Source organism: Bradyrhizobium diazoefficiens USDA 110 (genome assembly GCF_000011365.1).
GTDB lineage: Bacteria > Pseudomonadota > Alphaproteobacteria > Rhizobiales > Xanthobacteraceae > Bradyrhizobium > Bradyrhizobium diazoefficiens.
The window spans coordinates 5,897,955-5,918,285 of sequence record NC_004463.1; the positions used below are offsets into that span (position 1 = coordinate 5,897,955).

22 protein-coding genes and 2 pseudogenes are annotated in these 20,331 nt (G+C 65.0%); 6 read left to right on the forward strand and 18 right to left on the reverse strand.

Annotated elements, in window-relative coordinates:
* Positions 1-119: 119 nt before the first annotated feature.
* Complete coding sequence (locus BJA_RS27000; protein ID WP_038967072.1) at positions 120-398, reverse strand: twin-arginine translocation signal domain-containing protein; 279 nt, start codon at positions 396-398, stop codon at positions 120-122.
* 107 nt (positions 399-505) lie between these two features.
* Positions 506-818: pseudogene (locus BJA_RS27005) on the reverse strand (hypothetical protein).
* Positions 819-949: 131 nt separating this feature from the next.
* Here BJA_RS27005 and BJA_RS27010 point away from each other — a divergent pair.
* Positions 950-1,597: a glutathione S-transferase family protein gene (locus tag BJA_RS27010; RefSeq protein ID WP_011088106.1), complete on the forward strand. Its 648-nt coding sequence runs from the start codon at positions 950-952 to the stop codon at positions 1,595-1,597.
* A 134-nt stretch (positions 1,598-1,731) separates the two neighbouring features.
* On the opposite strand, the gene BJA_RS27015 is transcribed toward BJA_RS27010, so the two are convergent.
* From BJA_RS27015 to BJA_RS27050, 8 genes are all read right to left on the reverse strand, one after another.
* Entirely contained in the window at positions 1,732-2,463 is a 732-nt protein-coding gene (locus BJA_RS27015; protein ID WP_051000352.1) for a protein-L-isoaspartate(D-aspartate) O-methyltransferase, read from the reverse strand.
* A gap of 107 nt (positions 2,464-2,570) precedes the next feature.
* Positions 2,571-3,314 (reverse strand): dodecin family protein, encoded by a 744-nt coding sequence (locus tag BJA_RS44065; RefSeq protein ID WP_011088108.1) that lies wholly within the window; start codon positions 3,312-3,314, stop codon positions 2,571-2,573.
* Positions 3,302-3,610: a SulP family inorganic anion transporter gene (locus BJA_RS44070; RefSeq protein WP_011088109.1), complete on the reverse strand. Its 309-nt coding sequence runs from the start codon at positions 3,608-3,610 to the stop codon at positions 3,302-3,304. The genes BJA_RS44065 and BJA_RS44070 overlap by 13 nt, the downstream gene beginning before the upstream one ends.
* Positions 3,611-3,676: 66 nt before the next feature.
* Positions 3,677-4,126: a GcrA family cell cycle regulator gene (locus BJA_RS27030; protein WP_338076381.1), complete on the reverse strand. Its 450-nt coding sequence runs from the start codon at positions 4,124-4,126 to the stop codon at positions 3,677-3,679.
* Positions 4,038-4,226 (reverse strand): hypothetical protein, encoded by a 189-nt coding sequence (locus BJA_RS27035; RefSeq protein ID WP_038967070.1) that lies wholly within the window; start codon positions 4,224-4,226, stop codon positions 4,038-4,040. The genes BJA_RS27030 and BJA_RS27035 overlap by 89 nt, the downstream gene beginning before the upstream one ends.
* A 119-nt stretch (positions 4,227-4,345) precedes the next feature.
* Complete coding sequence (locus tag BJA_RS27040) at positions 4,346-4,831, reverse strand: adenosine-specific kinase (protein WP_011088110.1); 486 nt, start codon at positions 4,829-4,831, stop codon at positions 4,346-4,348.
* A 160-nt stretch (positions 4,832-4,991) separates the two neighbouring features.
* A complete protein-coding gene (locus BJA_RS27045; RefSeq protein ID WP_011088111.1) occupies positions 4,992-5,339 on the reverse strand; it encodes a hypothetical protein in 348 nt (115 codons plus the stop codon).
* A 120-nt stretch (positions 5,340-5,459) separates the two neighbouring features.
* Entirely contained in the window at positions 5,460-6,992 is a 1,533-nt protein-coding gene (locus BJA_RS27050; RefSeq protein WP_011088112.1) for an acyl-CoA carboxylase subunit beta, read from the reverse strand.
* A gap of 149 nt (positions 6,993-7,141) precedes the next feature.
* On the opposite strand from BJA_RS27050, the gene BJA_RS27055 reads away from it, so the two are divergent.
* The 3 genes from BJA_RS27055 to BJA_RS27065 all read left to right on the forward strand — a co-directional run bounded on the left by BJA_RS27055 (position 7,142) and on the right by BJA_RS27065 (position 9,372).
* Positions 7,142-7,546 (forward strand): DUF4260 domain-containing protein, encoded by a 405-nt coding sequence (locus BJA_RS27055; protein ID WP_011088113.1) that lies wholly within the window; start codon positions 7,142-7,144, stop codon positions 7,544-7,546.
* A 164-nt stretch (positions 7,547-7,710) separates the two neighbouring features.
* Positions 7,711-8,307 carry a hypothetical protein gene (locus BJA_RS27060; RefSeq protein WP_038967066.1) on the forward strand — a complete coding sequence of 199 codons (597 nt, stop codon included), beginning with the start codon at positions 7,711-7,713 and terminating at the stop codon, positions 8,305-8,307.
* A 72-nt stretch (positions 8,308-8,379) separates the two neighbouring features.
* Positions 8,380-9,372 carry a dienelactone hydrolase family protein gene (locus BJA_RS27065; protein ID WP_011088115.1) on the forward strand — a complete coding sequence of 331 codons (993 nt, stop codon included), beginning with the start codon at positions 8,380-8,382 and terminating at the stop codon, positions 9,370-9,372.
* A gap of 157 nt (positions 9,373-9,529) precedes the next feature.
* On the opposite strand, the gene BJA_RS27070 is transcribed toward BJA_RS27065, so the two are convergent.
* The 4 genes and pseudogenes from BJA_RS27070 to BJA_RS27085 all read right to left on the reverse strand — a co-directional run bounded on the left by BJA_RS27070 (position 9,530) and on the right by BJA_RS27085 (position 13,161).
* Entirely contained in the window at positions 9,530-10,348 is an 819-nt protein-coding gene (locus tag BJA_RS27070; protein ID WP_038967065.1) for a class D beta-lactamase, read from the reverse strand.
* A 73-nt stretch (positions 10,349-10,421) separates the two neighbouring features.
* Positions 10,422-10,685, reverse strand: a complete 264-nt coding sequence (locus BJA_RS27075) for an EscU/YscU/HrcU family type III secretion system export apparatus switch protein (protein ID WP_011088117.1) — start codon at positions 10,683-10,685, stop codon at positions 10,422-10,424.
* Positions 10,682-12,309: pseudogene (locus tag BJA_RS27080) on the reverse strand (flagellar hook-length control protein FliK). The gene BJA_RS27075 and the pseudogene BJA_RS27080 overlap by 4 nt, the downstream one beginning before the upstream one ends.
* Before the next feature lie 57 nt (positions 12,310-12,366).
* A complete protein-coding gene (locus BJA_RS27085; protein ID WP_011088120.1) occupies positions 12,367-13,161 on the reverse strand; it encodes an ATP12 family chaperone protein in 795 nt (264 codons plus the stop codon).
* Between the two features lie 76 nt (positions 13,162-13,237).
* Here BJA_RS27085 and BJA_RS27090 point away from each other — a divergent pair, with 76 nt between their 5' ends.
* Positions 13,238-13,684, forward strand: a complete 447-nt coding sequence (locus tag BJA_RS27090; RefSeq protein ID WP_011088121.1) for a hypothetical protein — start codon at positions 13,238-13,240, stop codon at positions 13,682-13,684.
* Between the two features lie 186 nt (positions 13,685-13,870).
* On the opposite strand, the gene BJA_RS27095 is transcribed toward BJA_RS27090, so the two are convergent.
* The 3 genes from BJA_RS27095 to BJA_RS27105 are packed head-to-tail and all read right to left on the reverse strand — an operon-like array spanning position 13,871 to position 17,770.
* The gene (locus BJA_RS27095; protein WP_011088122.1) at positions 13,871-15,088 is read right to left on the reverse strand and encodes an RluA family pseudouridine synthase; all 1,218 of its coding nucleotides are present in this window, start codon (positions 15,086-15,088) and stop codon (positions 13,871-13,873) included.
* Positions 15,089-15,140: 52 nt separating this feature from the next.
* On the reverse strand, positions 15,141-16,478 hold the full coding sequence (locus tag BJA_RS27100; RefSeq protein ID WP_011088123.1) for a replication-associated recombination protein A: 1,338 nt from the start codon (positions 16,476-16,478) through the stop codon (positions 15,141-15,143).
* Positions 16,475-17,770 (reverse strand): DegQ family serine endoprotease, encoded by a 1,296-nt coding sequence (locus BJA_RS27105; RefSeq protein ID WP_244423872.1) that lies wholly within the window; start codon positions 17,768-17,770, stop codon positions 16,475-16,477. Before BJA_RS27105 ends, BJA_RS27100 begins: the two co-directional genes overlap by 4 nt.
* Before the next feature lie 424 nt (positions 17,771-18,194).
* Here BJA_RS27105 and BJA_RS27110 point away from each other — a divergent pair, with 424 nt between their 5' ends.
* On the forward strand, positions 18,195-19,826 hold the full coding sequence (locus BJA_RS27110; protein WP_038967062.1) for an OprO/OprP family phosphate-selective porin: 1,632 nt from the start codon (positions 18,195-18,197) through the stop codon (positions 19,824-19,826).
* A gap of 41 nt (positions 19,827-19,867) precedes the next feature.
* On the opposite strand, the gene BJA_RS27115 is transcribed toward BJA_RS27110, so the two are convergent.
* The gene (locus BJA_RS27115) at positions 19,868-20,254 is read right to left on the reverse strand and encodes a winged helix-turn-helix transcriptional regulator (protein WP_011088126.1); all 387 of its coding nucleotides are present in this window, start codon (positions 20,252-20,254) and stop codon (positions 19,868-19,870) included.
* Positions 20,255-20,331: the final 77 nt, after the last annotated feature.

The following is a 20,331-nucleotide window of genomic DNA, read 5'->3' on the forward strand; positions in this document are numbered from 1 at the left end:
CGACAGCCTGCGCGGCCATTTTCTTTTCAGCGCTCTGCAGCACATCGGCTTGCAGGAGCGCCGAATCAAAACGGGGATCGCGAACCGCGATCCCCGTCCAGGCCTCGACGGCCGGGCGCCTACCAGTGGCGGCGATGCCAGCGCCGGCGACGCCAGCCCCAGTGGCGGCGGCGCCAGCCCCAGTGATGGCCACGACCGTGCCAGTGCACCTGCTCGGGCTTGAGCTGCGCAGCTTCGTCACTGGTGGTGACGGCGGGATGAGCATCCGGATTGCCTTGCGGCATGCGGGGATCACCGAGCGGCTGCGGCGCCAGCGGCGCGGCCTGTGCGGCGGCGGTGAACGCGGCGGCTCCCGCCGCGGCACCGAATGCAAGTTTCAAAAAATTGCGGCGTTCCATGACATCTTCCTCTCAGGCACGCGTTGATGATGCCGAGCAAGTGTCGGGCCTGCGATATGAACTGCGGCTGAATCGTCCGTTCAGATTCGTTGCAAAGGCGACAGGAACTACTTCGCAAACTCCTGCGCCAGCACCAGCGTCTCGCGCCCGTTTCACGTCGGGCCAGTCGCGGTTCAAATCGGCGACGAGCTTTTTCAGCGCGTCACCTCTGAGCATCGCCGCGAGCTTGGCTTCGTCGTCGAACTGATACATAGCCTGATGCAGGGAGGGATCGTCCAGGCTCCAGAACCGCCAGGCCTTGGCTACGCCGAACGCCGTCACCGCGTCGGGCAGGTGCGCGGTCTCGTACCATGTGTCGAAGGCGGCACGCTTGCTGGCGTCGGTGACGGTGGCGCGGACGACGAAGAAGGCGGATGGCATCGACGTTTCCTCCTGTTGTTTTGGGGCGAGACTAACCGCTCAAGTCGCCGGCGACAAAAAGAGTTGACACCGATGTCGGAACGCACGTCCCTCGCCCGTCCTATGCCTTGAGCAGCACTGGGAGACACCGCATGGCCGACCTCACCCTCACCACTTTCGACTGGGTTCCCGAGATGCCCAGGGGTTTCGTGCGCGACCTCCGTGTGCGCTGGGCTCTCGAAGAGGCCGCGTTACCGTACCGCGTCGCGAGCGTGCCGTTCGGACCGCGGGACGCCGCGCATTTCGCGCACCAGCCCTTCGGCCAGGTGCCGTGGCTGACCGACGGCGACCTCTCGATCTTCGAGAGCGGCGCGATCCTGCTGCATCTGGGCGAGCGCAGCGCGAAGCTGATGCCGACCGATCCGCGCGGCCGTAACGAGGCGACGACGTGGATGTTCGCGGCGCTCAATTCGGTGGAGATGCCGGCCCTGCCGTGGACGATGTTCAAGTTCACCGGCAGTGACGATGGCTCACCTGCCGTGAAGTTCGTCGACGACTTCCTCAAGCTCCGCCTCAAGCACATGGAGCCGGTGCTCGCCGGCCGCGAATGGCTGGCGGGCTCCTTCTCCGTCGCCGACATCCTGATGTCGGACGTGCTGCGCGTCGTCGATCGCTTCGATGGGTTGGCGGCACATCCGGCTTGCCGCGACTACGTCGCGCGCGCCACGGGCCGCCCGGCCTTCGCCAAGGCCCGCGCCGACCAGATGGCGCATTTTGCTGCGGCGGATGAGGCACGCTAACGCAGACGGATTAGCGAAGCCCAATCCGCCAATGTCCGCCTCAACAAAATTGGTGGGTTACGCCCAGCGAACTGCGCTTCGCGCAGTCGCAAGGCTCACCGACCTTACGCGCTCAACCTGTTCCACCCTGGCTTCTAGTTTTGCGAACGCGTAAACGGGACAAACCGCACGAGGGCGACGGCGCGCGTCGTCGTCTTGCCAGGAGCGATTTTTTCGACGACCGTGAGCTGCTGGGTGCCGTAACCGGGGCCCACCGGCATGACGAGTCGGCCACCTACTTTAAGCTGCTCGATCAGCGGCGGCGGTGGCTCCCCGAGCGCGGCAGTCACGACGACTGCGTCAAAAGGACCACATTCGGGCCAGCCATCGTAGCCATCGCCAAGCCTGACGCTCACGTTGTCATACGCGAGGTCCCTTAGTGTTTTCGCGGCGGTCTCGGCCAATTGCGGGATGATCTCGATGCTGCAGACCTTTCGCGCGAGCTGCGCGAGGATGGCGGCCTGGTAGCCCGAACCGGTACCGACTTCGAGCACAACGTGATCGGGCGCGACCTCGGCCAACTGGGTCATCAAGGCCACAATGTACGGCTGCGATATGGTCTGGCCGAGGCCGATTGGTATCGGTCTATCGGCGTATGCGATAGAGCAAGATTGCTCAGGGATGAACAGGTGGCGTTTCGTTTGCGCCACGGCCTCAAGGACCTTCTCCGACAAGCCTTGCTGTCCCAAAACACCGGCAGCGGACCGGGCGTAGGCCCGGATGGCCTCGACCATGGCGACGCGTTCGCGGACGCATTGTGCGTCCTGTGCGGTCGCTTCCCACGCGACGACACCCATGGCGACCACGAGCAGTGGCAAGACCTTCATGATCGTGCGCTCTCCAAGAGGGACACAATTCACGTCGACCGTTTGAGCGCTAACCCTGCGCGTAAGATCCGACCTCGCCCCGCATGCGAGGCGAGGTTTGCTTAAGCTCAGGTGCCCTCGAACTTGAACGACACGTTGAGTTTAGCGCGATAGGCCTCTACTTTTCCTTTGGCGTCCAGCTGAATATCGAGCTTGACGACCTCTGCGACACGAAGGTCACGAAGAGATTTTGCAGCCTGCTCGACCGCGTTGGCGGCGGCCTTTTCCCAGGAATCGTTGCTGGTGCCGATCAGTTCTATGACCTTGTAGACGCTCTCAGGCATGTCGTCCTCCCGTTCGGTATGAAGCAGGAAGCAGGTGCTCCCTGCCACAGTCGAGCCTAGCACGATATCGGCGCTGAAAGGACGCCACGATCGCAGGGCGCACCAAGGTCCATCGAGACTAGGCTTTGGCTCGGTCCTCCCAGTCCTCCCAAGATCCAGCGCGCCCGCGACGGCCATTGCCCCGACGACGGCAATCAGAATGCCTGGCAGCCGCTTGTTGCTCTCGAGCAGAAGGATCACCGTCAGCGTGCCGAGCCCGAGCCCAAGGGCTACCCAGCTTGTCTTTCCTTCGGTGATTGCACCGGCGATCGCCCACAGGCTCCGCAGAGGTCCTTCGCTTTCGATCGTAAAGCCGAACAGCTTTGGCAGTTGACTGATCAATACGGTCAATGCAATTCCGTTCATGTAACCGTGGCGTATTGGCTTGGAGAGAAGTTCGGTTACAAAGCCCAGGCGTAGAATGCCTGCCAGAATACATGCCGTGCCGGAAACGATTGCCATCATGCCGGCCAAGGTTATGGCGCGCATGGGATCGCCACCCGACAATGGACCGACAACCCCCACGATACAATGGCTGCCAGAGCCGAGTCTGGTCCCAGGACGAGGATGCGGCTTGGACCGAACAGCGCGTAAGCGAGGAGCGCTGTGATCGTTGCGTATGGACCCTGGATACCGGGCAAGCCCGACGCCTCCGCATAGGCAATGCCAACCGGGACCAGCATTGTCGCCAATACGAATCCAGCGAAGATATCGTGCGAATGCCACTTCCCTTGATATCGACGAAGGGTGCCAAGACCTGGTAACCAGCGGGTCCAATGATCCATTGCCCCTCCCAACCCGGTCGGACTCGGCTCATTGAGCCCGCGCCGCAACAACGTCGCGGTAGCCCGTTAGCCCGTATTCCTGACCGCTTCAGCTAGCATGGCGTAAAGCTGGTGCTTGCTGAATTCCTTGGGCTGCTTGTTTGTTGTCTTCCGCGACACCTTCTTGGCTGCCGGTTGGGCACAGGCAACCAACAACGCCGGCTCTCGCTTCCGGACCGACCTTATCTTGGGTTTTGCTGTTGGCGGCTTGTGGCCACGCGTCAGGCCCAAGCGAGTTAGCCTGCCGCAGACAGCGTTACGGCTACACCCGAGACGGCGCGCGATCTGCGCGGCACTCTGTCCTTGGACCCAGAGTTTTTTGAGCAGCGCTACGTCTTTCGCATCCCAACTCATGGGAGATATTGTACGCCAACTGCCATCCACTTTTCTAGTCTTCGTCCGGCTCGCGTACGACCGCCGGTTCGTCGTCGTCCCCCTCCTCTTCTCCCTCCTCGTCCTCGTCCTGGTCCTCTTCATCGTCATCAGGATCCCGGGGCGGCATCTTGCTGCCCTTGATCACAAAGCGACTCCAATCCATCAAGCCGGTGGGAAATTCTTCGGGGATGTTTTGCTTCATGGTGTTGCTCCTCGGGTCTGGAGCTTGAGAGCGCCGGCGATTAATGTGCCGGGCATCTTGCGGTTGTGGGTTCGACGGTCTTGTCGATGCAGGCCCGCCGCTTCGGCTGCATCCAGCCACTACAGCTTGTAGCCGATCTTTCGCAGCAGGTCTTTCCGCCACGCAATGTCCTCGTCGGTTTCGACACCCAGCGGTGAGGCGCCATCCACCACCCCGAGCACGCCGCAGCCCTGCTCCGTTTGCGCGACGATCACTTGTGTGGGGTTGGCCGTCGCGCAGTAGATGCGGCAGACCTCCGGCGCCGCACGCACCGCAGCCAGCACGTTGACTGGAAAGAATCCGTCGCCCAGGAAGATCAGGAATGTATGGCCGGCGCCGATGGCCATTGCGTTGTCGCGTGCAAGCGCGATCGCGGCTTCGTCGTTCCCCGACCAGCGCACCAGCCGCTTGCCGGAGGCCTCGCAGAAGGCCAGCCCGAAGCGGATGCCCGGAACTGCGCCCACCAGCGCCTCATGGAGGTCTTCCACAGTCTTGATGAAATGCGACTGGCCGAAGATGAAGTTGGTTGCGTCCGGCTTGACGATCGGCACCACGGTGAGTTCCATGGCTGCACTCCTTCAAGGTCCCAACGCTTTTCATGGTAGGCCACCAGAAGGCAATTGCAAGCGGCCAGAGACAGCCGATTTCGCGCCGGAAGCCACTGGCAGCGATGCAAGGGACGGGCGAAGCTGGGGCAGTGAACAAAGGTGCCGAACGGCCGGCGCGTCACACCAGCTTCATCGGCGCATCGGCAACCACGCGCAGGTCGATCCTGCCGATCAGCCGGGATCGAAGCGCCTCCGCATCACCGATCGCGCTCTCCGTCTGCCGCAACGTGCTGACATTCGAGCCAAGTGACACGATCCCGCCCAGCACCAGAGCGATTGATCCGAGCGCGGCGGTCTGACCTGTCCCAAACAGGCCGAGGATCGCGACCAACAGCAGCGCGCCCCCGCCGCCGATGGCGATCTTGGACGCGAGAATGTACTTCCGGCACCGCTCGGCAATCTCGGCGAGCCGCTCGATCCGATCTTCGATCTGTGAAATTTCGTCGGTCGGATCGTGTTCGGTCATCGGATCTTGATCGAGGATGCCAAATCAGAAGCGTAGCCAGTAGCCCGCATGAGCGACGCGACATGCGGGACTCTTGAGTGGAAAACCGGATGTCGCTTCGCTCATCCAGGCTACGAGATCTCACAACGGCAAATTGTCGTGCTTCTTCGCCGGCATTTCCACCTTCTTGTCCTTCAGCATCGCCAGCGCCCGCGCAATGCGCTTGCGGGTCGAGTGCGGCATGATGACGTCGTCGATGTAGCCGCGCTCGGCGGCAATGAAGGGGGACAGGAAGCGGTCTTCGTATTCCTTCGTTCGCGCCGCGATCTTGTCGGGGTCGCCGATGTCTGAGCGGAAGATGATCTCGACCGCGCCCTTGGCGCCCATTACGGCGATCTGGGCAGTCGGCCAGGCGTAGTTCATGTCGGCGCCGATTTCCTTGGAGGCCATGACGTCGAAGGCGCCGCCATAGGCCTTGCGGGTGATGATGGTGACGAGCGGCACGGTGCACTGCGAATAGGCGAACAGGAGCTTGGCGCCATGCTTGATCAGGCCGCCATATTCCTGCGCGGTGCCCGGCAGGAAGCCCGGCACGTCGACGAAGGTGACGATCGGGATGTTGAAGGCATCACAGAAGCGGACGAAGCGCGCGGCCTTGCGCGAGGCGTCGCTGTCGAGCACGCCCGCCAGCACCATCGGCTGGTTGGCGACGAAGCCGACGGTGCGGCCGGCGATGCGGCCGAAGCCGGTGACGATGTTCTTCGCAAAGCTCTCCGCGATCTCGAAGAAGTCGCCCTCGTCCACGACCTTCAGGATCAGCTCCTTCATGTCGTAGGGCTTGTTCGGATTGTCGGGGATCAGCGTGTCCAAGGACATGTCCACGCGGCCGATGTCGTCGAAGCTCGGCCATTCCGGCACGCCGTCGGTGTTGTTGGACGGCAGGAAGTCGATCAGGCGCCGCATCTGCAGAAGCGTCTCGACGTCGTTCTCGAAGGCGCCGTCGGCGATCGAGGAGCGCGTGGCGTGCACCGAGGCGCCGCCGAGCTCCTCGGCGGTGACGACTTCGTTGGTGACGGTCTTCACGACGTCGGGGCCCGTGACGAACATGTAGCTGGTGTTCTTCACCATGAAGATGAAGTCGGTCATGGCGGGCGAATAGACGTCGCCGCCGGCGCAGGGACCCATGATGACGGAGATCTGCGGGATCACGCCGGAGGCCAGCACGTTGCGGCGGAACACGTAGGAATAGCCGGCGAGCGCGGCGACGCCTTCCTGGATGCGGGCACCGCCCGCGTCGTAGAGGCCGATGATGGGCGCCCGCGCCTTCATCGCCATGTCCTGGAGTTTCGTAATTTTCAGCGCATGGGTTTCAGAGAGCGACCCGCCGAACACCGTAAAATCCTTGGCAAAGACAAACGTCTTGCGGCCATTGACGGTGCCCCAGCCGGTGACGACGCCGTCGCCGGGCACCTTGGTCTTCTCCATGCCGAACTCGGTGGAGCGGTGCTCGACGAACATGTCGAACTCCTCGAACGATCCCTTGTCGAGCAGGAGCTCGATGCGCTCGCGCGCGGTCAGCTTGCCGCGGGCGTGCTGCGCCTCGATGCGCTTCTCCCCGCCGCCGAGCTTTGCGCCGGCACGACGATCTTCAAGGGCGTCCAGGATATGTTTCATTTGCTCCCGCCAGTTCTTAGCCTAAATGCGATTGCCGGGGGTTCTAACACGGCATTTTGCGGGCCGGGAAGCGGCTTTCGGGCCCGCAGGGCTGCCTTGCCGCAGCGGGAAAGCGCAAGGAATTACAGAGTTTTGCCTGGGAGGCGACGATGGACCAAGGAACGGCCGAGACCGGCACTGTGACGGGCGGTGTCAACATCCTGCTGCGGCTGGAGGGCCTGACGCTGTTTGCAGGCATGGTGGTGCTCTACTGGGCCTGGGACGGCTCCTGGCTCGTCTTTGCCCTGCTCTTTTTCGTCCCCGATCTGAGCTTCCTGGCATACCTCTCGGGCGCCAGGTTCGGCGCGCTGGTCTACAACGCCGCCCACAGCTACATGGCGCCGGTGGCGCTGCTGACGCTGGGCTTCGGCCTCGCCTCGCCGCTCACCTTATCCATCGCCTTGATCTGGCTGGCCCATATCGGCATCGACCGGGCGCTGGGCTATGGCCTGAAATATTCAGCCGGGTTCGGCTTTACCCATCTCGGGCGGATTGGCCGGCAGAAGGACGCCTGATCCCGCGCGCGACTTGGCGGCGGAAGGGTCGATTTTGTCCGTGCTGGTCGGTTGACCGGGCGCGGCGATTCAGGCTTGCTCCAGGCTTACGATCAGGCGCCGAATGTTGCGTGAGCCCAGTCGGTACGGCGGCGGTCCTCACGTCTGACTGCAAGCATCACCTCATGTCCGCGACGGTCGTCCCCCTGCCGCCGAACTCGTCGTCCGAAACCGTCGACTTCCTGCGGCGCATGGCCAGCATGGTGTCAGGGCGGAACGGCGAGATGCTGCTGCGTGCCGCAAGCCTGATCGAGTCCCTGACGCAGCGGGCGATGTCAGCCGAGCGGCTCTATCATCAGCAGCATGAAGAGAACACACGCCATGTCGAGCTGCGCGAGGCCGCCGAGCTTGCCTCCGACGCCATGGTCAGCCAGATCGAGGCGCTGCGGGCGCAGTTGACCGAGGTGACGGCGGCTGCGGCAGCCGAACGTGCGGCGTTCGATGTCGAGCGCGGCAAGCTGCTCGGCCTGATGCAGGACGCGGAAAGCCACATCGGCAAGCTCAGCACCGAGCTGGAGACGCTGCGCGCCTCCGTCGACAGCTTTAACGAGACCGCGGTCTCCGTGCCGATCGAGGTGCTGCGGCTGGCGCGGACGCAGTTCGACTATCTCTCCAGCGGCTTTGCCAGAAGCGGCGACGTGATCTCGCAGGCCATGAGCGAGATCGGCGGCTTTGCCATCGACCAGGCGCTGACGACGAAGAAGGCGGCCGACAAGGCCTGAGGCCGCCGCGCGCCAAATTGACAGCGCGCGGGCCTGTTGTTCTACTGCAAAAAAAATATCAGGGAGAATCCGATGCCGAGGGCATTCCGCGCCGCTGCCGCGCTCATCGCGCTTTGCGTCTCAGCCGCGTTCGCCAACGCGCAATCCCTTCCCAAGGAAGTCGCCACCCGCGCGGAGATCTACCCGATCCCCTCGCTCACCCTCTCCGACCAGCAATTTTTGAGCGGCGATGCGGCCGCCGGCAAGGTCGTGACGGTCGCGGGCGAATTCCGCGTCGCGCAGGGCAGTGGAAAACTCCCCGTCGTGGTGCTGATGCACGGCTCCAGCGGCGTCGGCGCCACCACGGAAGCCTGGGTCCACGCCTTCAACGCCATGGGCATCTCGACCTTCGTGATCGACGGCTTTACCGGCCGCGGACTGACGGTGGTCGGACCGAACCAGGCCCTGCTCGGCCGGCTCAACCTGATCGTCGACATCTACCGCTCGCTCGAGATTCTGGCGAAGCATCCCCGCGTCGACCCCGACCGCATCGTGCTGATGGGCTTTTCGCGCGGCGGACAGGCAACGCTCTATGCGAGCCTCGACCGCTTCAACAAGCTCTGGAACAAGTCCGGCATCCAGTTCGCCGCCTACGTCCCGTTCTATCCGGATTGCTCGACGAGCTACGTCGGCGATACCGATGTCGCGGCGCGCCCGATCCGCATCTTCCACGGCACGCCTGATGACTACAACCCCGTGAAGAGCTGCAAGGCCTTCGTCGAGCGGCTCAAGGCCGCCGGGCGCGACGTGGTGCTGACCGAATACCCCGATAGCGCGCACGGCTTTGACAGCGGCCTGCTCGGCGCCGCCACCGTGGCTGTCTCCGCCAACGCGCAGACCGTGCGCAATTGCCAGATCAAGGAAGGCGACGGCGGCGTGCTGATGAACGCCAGCACGCAAGCGCCCTTCACCTACAAGGATTCCTGCGTCGAGCTCAATCCGCATGTCGGCGGCAATCCCGCAACCGCCGCGGAGTCGCGCAAGGCCGTGGAGGAGTTTTTGCAGGCGTTGTTGAAGCTGGGCTGAGAGGGTCTGGTCCGCACGCGATACCGTAGGGTGGGCAAAGCGAAGCGTGCCCACCAACTACAGGTGACCGTATCGAGAGATGGTGGGCACGGCGCTACGCGCCTTTGCCCATCCTACGGCATCGCTGCGCTCGCAATGCAGATCAGCGCGGCTGCGCTCAGACGGCGCCGATCTCGGCAAGGCAGGCTTGCGTCAGCGGCATGCGCTGGCCGACGAGGCGCGGCTCGGTACAATCCATGTTGAGCGCAAACACGGTGTGCGCCTCGCCCTTCTCGGCCCAGCCGACCATCCAGCCCAACGACGGCTCGCCGCGCTCGGCGCCCAAGAGGCCGGACTTGGCGCGGATGACGCTATCGCCGACCTTGGTCACCGGCAGGATGTCAGCGACGAGATCCTGGCTGCGTTTGGAAATCGGCAGCGCGCGGCGCCGCAGCCGGTCGACGAAATCGACCTGCTCGACCGGATCGATACGCAAGGCTCCGGTGAGCCAGAACTGGTCGATGCCGCCGCCAATGTCGCGATTGCCGTAGTCGAGCAGGTCGACGTATTTCTGCATGCGCTCCTGCCCGATGCGGCGCGCGATCTCCTGATAGACCGGCACCGCACTGACCGCGATGGCACTGCGCAGCGTGTGATCCTTGTTCCACGCTTCGATCGGCCGCTTCACGCCGTCCCAGGGGAACACGTCCTTGTCAGGATCGGCAACCACGCCGGTCTCCAGCGCTATCAGCGAGTTCGGAATCTTGAAGGTCGAGGCCGGCAGCTTCCCCTCGCCCGAGCGCTCCTTGTCGCTGGCGACGATCAGATAGTCCTCGACCTTGTAGCCGACGAAGGTGCCTGATGTGCCGAGATCGGTGAAGCGTTTTGCCAGGCTGTCGCGGATCTCATTGCGCGGCGGCGCGACATGGGCGAGCGCGCGCTGCGGCATGGTGGCGGCAGCAGTGAGAAGACCGAGAGTGGAACGGCGGGTAAGCAAGGGCGATGTCCGTTGAACTGAGAAATGCCACGCGACCATGCAGCCGCTATCGTGGTGAAACGATGACAGCGCGTCAGCGCCCCCGCCCCGACAGCCGCAGCACGAACACCAGCACTTCGGCGACGGCCTTGTAGAGATCGGGCGGGATCTCCTCGCCGAGCTCGACCTTGGACAACGCGCCGGCCAAAATCTCGTTTTCCTCGATCGGGATGTCGTTGGCCTTGGCAATCTCGACGATTTTTTCGCCGATCGTGCCTTTGCCCTTGGCGACGACGACAGGCGCGCCAGAGCCCTTCTCGTAATGCAGCGCAATCGCGAGCTTGGACGGATCACTCATGTTGCGCGGTCCAGGAAGTGGCCGGCGCGGGCCGGCGCCGGCTGCGGCGGCGTGCCGTCGCGCACCACGATGTCGCCGGGCTTGAGCTCGGCCCTGGTCATCGCCTGGCTGAGCTCACCGATCCCGGCACGGAGCTGCTGCGCGGTCGCCGGCCGCTCCGCCCACATCCGCACGAAGGTCTTGTCGCCGTTCAGCGTGATCAGCGCATGCACGGGGCCGGCCGGCTCGACATTGAGCGTGAATCGCGCGCGCCAGGCGCGCTTGGCGGGATCGGCGGATTCGTTACCGCCGTCGCGCGAGATCTCGAACTGCGCCATGGCGGTGCCCTGCGGCGTCGCAAAGGGAATCTCGAAATTCCACTGCGGCACGGCCGGATCTATGCGATGGCCGGAGGCATCGGTGCGATCGGGGAGCGAGGCGACCTGGAGCAAGGTCTGCCGCGCGATCGCGGCATCGGTGTCGTCGAGCAGACGGTGCACGGTCGCGGCCAGCGGCGTATCCGGCGCGAGCGACGGCGAGGCGATGGACTGCGGCGACGGCAGCGCGCCGCGGAACGGCGGTGGCGTCCCGCGCGCGGCGGCCTCGAAGACGTGGCCATCGGGCACCGCCTTGTTCGAGCCCGGCACGTTGCCGATCATGCGCGGCAGGTTTTGCGTAACCTCCTGCAGGAGGCTCGCGGCAAGGCCCGCGGACATGGTTCGCGGGCCCGCCGTCTGCGGCGTCTCGCCCGCCATGTCGGCCAGCACGGCGGCTGCGAGCGCAGCGCCGCGCGGCAGTTGCATCGGCTGGGCGATCTCCGTATCAGGCGACGGCAATGCCGCTTGCGCGGCCTCGCCCGCCACCTGAAGTGCGGACGCTGCGGTCTGCGGTGTGGTCGTGACGCTTGTCAGCGGCGCAGTGCCTTGCGCCGCTGCCTGCGGCACGCCGGTCTCGCGCGCGCCTGAGGTCGCGGCCAGCGTCTGGCGCAGCACCAGCAGCGCCGCCTTCAGGTCCGGCACGGCGCCTTGCGATGGCGTCGCGCCAGCGGCCAATGAGGCCTCGAGAAACAGGCCGGACTTCTGGAAGGCGGATTCGATATCGGGGCCGTCGAGCTGTGCATTGAGCGGCGTCTGCTGCGCGAGCACGTCGAGCACCGCCTGCTTCAATCCCGCCGGCAGATCGCTGCCGGTGACGACGGAGGCGAGATTAGCGAACAGCGGCGCCTGGCTGCCCTGCTTGCTCGCGGCCTCGGCCGAAGCCATTGTGACAGCAACCTGCTCCGATGGCGTCAAGGTGTTGCGGACGGCGCGAGCGGCGGGCTCTCTACCAGCGAAGCCGCGGCCGGCGTCAGCGTGACCTGGTCGGCCGCCGCCTCGCCTGCGCCGTTGACGACGGCGAGCCGGATCGTGCCGTCGTTCTGCGACACCGCGAGCTGAAGATTTTGTCCAGGCGACAGCGCGACTTCCGACATCACGTCGAGGGAGAGGTTTGCGATCGCGATCCGCACCAGATTGTCGGCGAGAACGCTGACCACTCTGGCATCGACGACGCTGCCGGCCTGAAGCACGAGATCGGGCGTCGCCGCATCAGCAACAGAGCTGGCAGCACTGACGGGAACGATCGAGCTTATCGGCGTCGTCGGCATCTCGGGGGGCCCAGGGAACGCTGGTCCCACCCTAAGGCTGCCCTCGTAAACCTCTCGTTAAGGACCTTTGACCGCAGGCACCTTCACCGCGTCTAGAACCGCCACGGCAGCCTCGAAATCCCGCGCGCGGGCGGCCCGGCGTGCCGCGGCCTCCTCGTCCACGCCCCATTGGTCGGCGTTCCAGTCCTCGTCGACATGGGCGGCGGCCCAGACCTGGTCGGCCCCGCGCACGCCATGGGCCAGGGCCAGCGCCAGCAGGGCCGAGCCGGTCAGGGTCGTCACCACATGAAGCGCCGCGACCGACCAGGCATCCCCGGGCAGTGCCGCGCGGGCGGCCTCGACCGCCTCGTCCGGCTGCTTCACATGCATGATGCCCTCGGACAGGATGAAATGCGCGCCCAGCGTCTCCGCGGCCCAGAACAGCACGGGATCCCAATGCGTGGCCTCGCGGGCCACGAGCGCCTCGGGATGGCCGGCGCGATAGAACAGCAGGTCGGACTCGAAATATTTCGCAAGGTCGTCGCTGACGAGCTCGACGCGGTCGACCACGCCCTCGACCACGCTGTTGGCGATCCGCGTCAGCGGCATGGTCACGGGATCGATCGTCTCGCCCTGGGCCGCCCATTCGGCGGCGACCGCGTCGGCCAGCGCGCGCGAGGGGATCACGACCTGGCGGCCGGACGGCGTGCGGATCGGCCTGCCGTCGAGTGTGATGGCGAAGCCGCCTTCGGCCTCGGCGACGCCGGCCTCCTTGTAGAAGCGCTTGCGCTGCGGCGTGCGCGCGGACTGGCGGGCCGATTCCCGCGGATCGCGCGGAGACTGGCCCGCAGCTTCATCGAACAATTCACGCATCTTGGGTTTTCGGTCTCCGCGGCTGGATGCTAGGCTTTTAAGCTAAGACCTGTGGCCGATAAAGCGAGCGGCGGGCATGAGGGAACTTACGGGCATTGTCGCCCTATATGCGGGACTTGGACTGGCCGCGGCGGAGGCAGGCTTTCGTAGCCCGGAATCGCTGGTTCGCAATGTCTACGCCCATTACGGCCAGGGCGCGCCGGAACTGTCAAAAGGCCTGCCGCGGGATGGCGCCACCGCCCGGCAGTTCTTCGATTTCCCGCTGCGCAAGGCCTGGAGCACGCCGAGGGCCGAGCCCTATGATTTCCTGGTGCAGAGCCCGAGCTGGAAGCTCGGCCCGGTCGCGATCGCGGTGGCCCGCAGGCAATACGACAAGACCTATGTCGCGGCGAATTTCGACAATCACGGCCGCCGGGTGACGCTGAACTTCATCCTCGTCAACGGACCCGAGGGCTGGCTGATCACCGATGTCGAGAGCTCGCACGACAGCTTGCGGATGTTTCTGGAGCAGTTTCGGAGTTGAGGGGGTAAGCCGCTCGCCAAACACCTGATGTCGTCCTGGCGAAGGCCAGGACCCATACCGCGTGATCTATCGATCGCGAGAGGTCGGAATACCGAACGAGGAGTCTTCGCCAAACCCCTCCCTGGGGTAATGGGTCCTGGCTTTCGCCAGGACGACGTCGCGGAAACTCCCTCGCCTACGGATTCACTATTCCTCAGGCGCGTTCTCGATCGGATCAAACCGGCTTGCATCGAGCCCGAGCAGATTCCACGACTGCTGCATGTGCGGCGGCAGCGGGGCGGTGGCGTCGATCACGCCGCCGCGCGGATGCGGAATGACGATGCGGCGCGCCAGCAGATGCAGCCGGTTTTGCAGGCCGCCCGGCAGCTGCCAGTTCTCGATGTTGAAATATTTGGGATCGCCGACGATGGGATGGCCGATATGCTCCATATGTGCGCGGAGCTGGTGGGTGCGGCCCGTCACCGGCTTCAGCGACACCCAGGTCAGCTTGTTGCCGGCGGTCTCGACCACGGCGTAATAGGTCACCGCGTGGCTGGCGCCCTCATCGCCGTGCTGGGCGATACGCATGATGGTGTCGTCCTCGCTCTCCTCTTTCGCGAGAAAGGTCGAGATGCGGCCCTGCTTCGGCTTCGGCAGCCCCGGCACCAGCGCCCAATAGACCTTTCGCGCCGACCGCGAGCGGAACGCGCCGGTCAGGTGCGAAGCAGCGAAACGGGTCTTCGCGATCAGGAGGCAGCCCGACGTGTCCTTGTCAATCCGGTGCACAAGCCGCGGCTTCTGCCCCTTGGAGTCGCGCATCACCTCCAGCATCTGGTCGATGTGCCGCGTCGTGCCGGAGCCGCCCTGCACCGCAAGCCCAAACGGCTTGTTAAGCACGAGGACGTCGTCGTCCTCGTAGATCGTCATCTCCTTCAGCGCCTTGAGCGTCTTCTGCGCAGCCTCCGAGAGCTCGCCGACGGCCTTGGGCGCGTCGAGCTTCAGCGGCGGGATGCGGACGCTCTGCCCCTCCTCCAGCCGGTCCTTGCTGTCGACGCGCTTGCCGTCGACGCGGAGCTCACCTTTGCGGACGACGCGCTGGATGTGGGAGAACGACAGGCCGGGAAAGCGCGCCTCGAGGAAGCGATCGACCCGCATGTTGTTCTCGTCGGCGGTCACGGTGACGGTCTGCACCTTGGTCGGCAGCAGCGCCTCGACCGGCTTTTCGGGCGCAGGCCTTTCCTGTGCAGCAGCCTTGGGCGGCCGCCGCTCGGCGCGCTCGCCCGCAAAGCGCGGCGGCTTCGTCCCCGGCTTGCCACCCGGCCGCGGTCCCGCTTTCTTTGCGGTGCGCGCCTTGAACGGACGCGAATCGTTGCGCTCGTCACGCGAACGGGGCTTTGGATTCATTCTCTTGATGCGGCGGCTCATGGCTGCCTGCGTACCCTAAAAGCCGGCTCCCGTCACGGCGAAATGGCCGTTTCTAGCGCGAGCCGCCCCGCTCCTTCCGCAGCTTGGCCCAGTAATCCAGCCGCTTCCGGATCTCCCGCTCGAAACCGCGCTCGGGCGGATCGTAGAAGGTCTGGCGGCCCAGGGCTTCCGGGAAATAATCCTGGCCGGAGAAGGCGTCGGGGGCGTCGTGGTCGTATTCGTAGGCTGCGCCGTAGCCTTCCGACTTCATCAGCTTGGTCGGGGAATTGAGGATGTGCTTTGGCGGCAGCAGCGAGCCGGCCTGCTTTGCGGTCTGCATGGCGGCCCCGAAGGCGGTGTAGACCGCGTTCGATTTCGGCGCAGTGGCGAGATAGACCACCGCTTGCGCGATGGCGAGCTCGCCTTCGGGATGGCCGAGGAAGTCGAAGGCGTCCTTGGCGGCATTGGCGATGACGAGCGCCTGCGGATCGGCAAGCCCGATGTCCTCGACCGCCATGCGCACGACGCGGCGGGCCAGGAACAGCGGGTCCTCGCCGGCATCGAGCATGCGCGCGAGATAATACAGCGCCGCGTCGGGATCGGAGCCGCGCACCGACTTATGCAGCGCCGAGATCAGGTTGTAATGGCCATCGGCCGACTTGTCATAGATCGGGGCGCGGCGCTGCAGGATGTCCTGCAACTGCGCGGCATTGAAAATCTCGTCAGCCCGTGCAGAGCGCCAAACCTCTTCGGCAAGCGTCAGCGAGGCCCTTCCATCGCCGTCGGCCATGCGCACCAGCACCGCGCGTGCTTCCGCATCGAGCGGCAGCTTCTTGCCCTCGACCTCCTCGGCGTGCGCAAACAGCTTCTCGATCGCGGCAGCATCGAGCGAGCGAAACACCAGCACGCGCGCGCGCGACAGAAGCGCCGCGTTGAGCTCGAAGGACGGATTCTCGGTGGTGGCGCCGACCATCACCACCGTGCCGTCTTCCATCACGGGCAGAAACGAATCCTGCTGGGCGCGGTTGAAGCGGTGCACCTCGTCGACGAACAGCAGCGTGCCCTTGCCCATCTCGCGGCGGGCACGCGCTGCGTCGAATGCCTTCTTCAAATCGGCGACGCCGGAGAACACGGCGGAGATCTGCTCGAAATGCAGGTCGGTCGCGTCCGCCAGCAGCCGCGCCACCGTGGTCTTGCCGGTGCCGGGCGGGCCCCAGAACACCAGCGAGCCGAGCGTGCGCGTCTCCAGCATGCGCGTCAGCGCGCCGTCGGGGCCGAGGATGTGATCCTGGCCGACGACCTCCGACAACGCGCGCGGGCGCAGCCGGTCCGGCAGCGGATGCGGAGCCTCGTGATCGAGCCCCGCCGCGGCAAAGAGAGTTGGCGTCTCCTGTGGTCGCTTCGGACTCATCCGCCCAGCGTGACGTTGATCTGCTGCCCGCCGCGCACCAGCGTGATGCGCCAGATCCGCGGGCGCTCACCCGCAGCCTTTTCGAGATCGCCGGTCTTGCTGATCTTCTGATTGTTGACAGCCAGGATGATGTCGCCCTTCTGGAAGCCGACATTCGCGGCCGCGCTGTCGCCGCCGAGATCGGCGATCACGACGCCTTCGGTGTCGGCGTCCAGATGCAGCTCGTCGGCAACCGCCGGCGTGATGGTCGAGACCTTCGCGCCCTGGAACGGCGAACGCGCAGTGATGACGAGCTCGTTGCGGCCGGCGTCGGGTGCGGTCTCCAGCGCGATCGCGAGCTTGAGCGGCTTGCCGCCGCGCTGCACGTCGATCTGCGCGGAACCGCCGAGTGGACGCGTCGCGAAGCGGTAGTCGAAGGCATTGGGATCATCCACGGTCTGGCCGTCGATCCCGGTGATCAGATCGGAGGATTTCAGGCCGGCCTTCGCTGCGGGACCGTTCGAGACCACGCTCGCGACCAGCGCGCCGGTCGGCGAACGCAAGCCGAGGCTTTCGGCGATCTCGGGCGTCACCGCCTGCAACTTCGCGCCGAGCCAGGGACGCTTCACCGCCTTGCCGCCGCCCTTGGCGGAAGCGACGACCACGCGCACCATGTTGGCGGGGATCGCAAAGCCGATGCCCTGCGAGCCGCCGGAGCGCGAATAGATCGCGGTGTTGATGCCGGCAAGCTTGCCGCTCATGTCAACCAGTGCACCGCCGGAATTGCCGGGATTGATCGCCGCATCGGTTTGGATGAAGAACTGGTAGTCGGTGATGCCGACCTGCGTGCGCGCCAGCGCCGAGATGATGCCGTGGGTCACGGTCTGGCCGACGCCGAAGGGGTTGCCGATCGCGAGCACGACGTCGCCGACCAGCAGCTCGTCGGAATTGGTGAAGTCGAGCGTTGGAAATTTCTCCTTGGTGTCCTTCAGGCGCAACACGGCGAGATCGGTGCGGGGATCCTTCAGCAGGATCTCGGCCTCGAACTCGCGCTTGTCCGACAGCGACACCTTGACCTGGTCCGCGCCCTCGATGACGTGGACATTGGTGACGACGAGGCCCGACGCATCGACGATGACGCCGGAGCCGAGCGAGCGCTGCATCTGCTCGGGCTGCTGGCCGGGCACGCCGAAGAAGCGGCGGAAGATGGGATCATCCAGCAGCGGATTGCGGTTCTGCACCACCTTGGCGGCATAGACGTTGACGACCGCCGGCTGCACCCGCTGCACGATCGGCGCATAGGACAGCCGCAGCTCGGCCGGTGACTACGGGGCCCGACGGTCCTGCGCCGCTGCCGGATTGAAGTGGGTCGAAAAGCCTATGCACAATGCCGTGACGACGGCGGTCCAGGTCGATCGAAACATTCCTACCTCTTGGAAAAGACGCCGGAATATAGGCGCGTTCGCCCCCCAATAGAAGGGCGCGGGATGGCAATATTCACCCCCCTTCCGGCGCCCGCCGCATACCGGCCCGGTGTGCGAAATGGCAATTTGCCCGGCGCTACGGATTGGCATGATACGCGTCATCTTGCATGGTGATGCAAGGCGGATTCGGTTGCGGCGAATTTGCATCAGTGGGAACCACGCAACCGGACGCAGCGTCGCGGGGCAGTCATCGATCCTTCCTAGGCTCTCCGTTCGCGACTTGGGGAAGTTCGTCAAACGATGGAGGCGTAACGTGAGCAGGACAAGAATTGCAGCCACGGCGATTGGTCTCGCCGGCGTGCTGGCGGCATCGCAAGCCCAGGCCCAATCGGCCAGCAACAGCGAACAGGAGATCGCACTCCTGAAGCAGCAGCTGAAGATGCTCGAGCAGAAGCTCGACAAGCTCCAGAGCCAGACCGCAGCGAACACCGCAGCGACGGCGAAAGCCAAAGCCGAGGCGAAGGCCGAAGCCAAGGCCGAAGCGCGCTCGGAGGCGAAAGCGGTCGTCGCCAATGCCAATGCGGCGATCCCGCTCAAGGGCCCGGCGCCGGCTTCCGGCGTCGTCGTGACGATGCCGAACAACCGGCCGACCATCTGCACGGCCGACGGAGCGAACTGCGTCGCGATCACGAGCCGCGTGCACTGGGATGTCGGCGGCTACGATTATCGTCCCAATACGGCAGGCACCGTGCCGCAGAAACTCGACAGCGGCGAGAACGTCCGTCGCGCACGCATCGGCGTCGTCGGCAAGTTCCTCGAAGACTGGAATTTTGCCCTGATCTACGACTTCGGCGGTTCGGCTGACGGCTTCGGCGGCACGGGGGCCGCCGGCGCTACTCCTGTCGGCTTCCTGCCCGGCGGTGGCACATCCGGCATCGAGAACGCGTATGTGAGCTACACCGGGCTGAAGCCTTTTGGCGGCAAGATGGCGATCGAGGCCGGCATCATGGACCTTGCCTGGACCCTCGATGAGTCCTCGAGCTCCAACGACATTCCCTTCATGGAGCGCGCCTCGGTCGGCGTGATCGCGCAAAATATCGCCGCCGGCGATTTCCGTTCTGCCGTCGGCGCCCGCTGGTACAACGACGTGTTCTGGGCCGGCGCGTACGTGACGGGTCCGACCACGGGTGCGATTCACTCAGCGTCGAGCGTCTCACCTCCGGGCACCAGCGAGCAGTACGGCGCGACGGCCCGCGTTGCGGGCCAGCTCGTCAGCGGCAAGGATTATTCGCTGCATCTCGGCGGCGACGCACAGTGGCTGATTCAGCCGCCGCGCAATCTGGTCGCCAACACGCAGACGCTCACGCTCAGCGACCGGCCTGAGCTGCGAATTGACCCTACGACACTGATCTCGACCGGTGCGATTGCCAATGTCGCGGGCGCGCAGGTTTATGGTGTCGAAGCCGCCGCGACCTATGGATCGCTGTTCCTCCAGGGCGAATACTACTGGTTCAACATCGATCGCAACGCGAACACCAGCGTGCCGTTAATCGGAGCGCCAAGCCTGAAATTCCAGGGCGGCTACGCGGAAGCGGCCTACGTCTTGACCGGGGAATCGCGCAAGTACAATCCAGCGAACGCCTCCTATGGCGGCGTGAAGCCCGATCATCCGTTCTCGCTCGATGGCGGTGGCTGGGGCGCCTGGGAGATCGCCGGCCGCTATTCCACTATGGATCTGAATAATCAGCTCGCGACTGCCGCCGGCATCGCCGGCGGACGCCAGACGGTCTACACGCTCGCGCTCAACTGGTACGTCAACGGCAATGTCCGCTTCATGCTGGACTACCTGCATGGCACGGTGTCGAAGCAAGCCTCGCCGGTCTCGACCGCCGACGTCGGCTCGAAGTTCGACGCGGTCGCGATGCGCACGCAGTTTGCGTTCTGACGCAATCTTGTCCGGGAGCGGCGCAGTCCGCTCCCGGACATTCACGCTGCTCGCTTCGGCTTCTTGACCGGTTCCGCCGCCTCGGGCGCCGGCGCGCAGGACAGCCGTTGCTGATGGCTCTCGCCCCACGCCTTCAGGATGTCGATCACGGGCCTGAGGCTCTCGCCGAGTTCGGAGAGGCAATACTCCACCCGCGGCGGCACCTCGGCATAGACCTTGCGGATGACGAGCTTGTCCTCCTCCAGCGCGCGAAGCTGTTTTGTCAGCATGCGCTGGGTGATGCCGGGCATCCGGCGCCGCAGTTCGCCGAAGCGCTGGGTGCCGTCCTGAAGGTGGTAGAGGATCACGCCCTTCCACTTGCCGTCGATCAGGTCCAGCGTCGCCTCGACCGAGCAGCCGGGACGCCGGGTAAAATCTCGCCGCTTCATGCGTGTTTTCCCAATAGTATCCAAACAGGGACTATATCCCCGAATTTACAGTACTTGCCAAACCGGGGCCAGCGGGA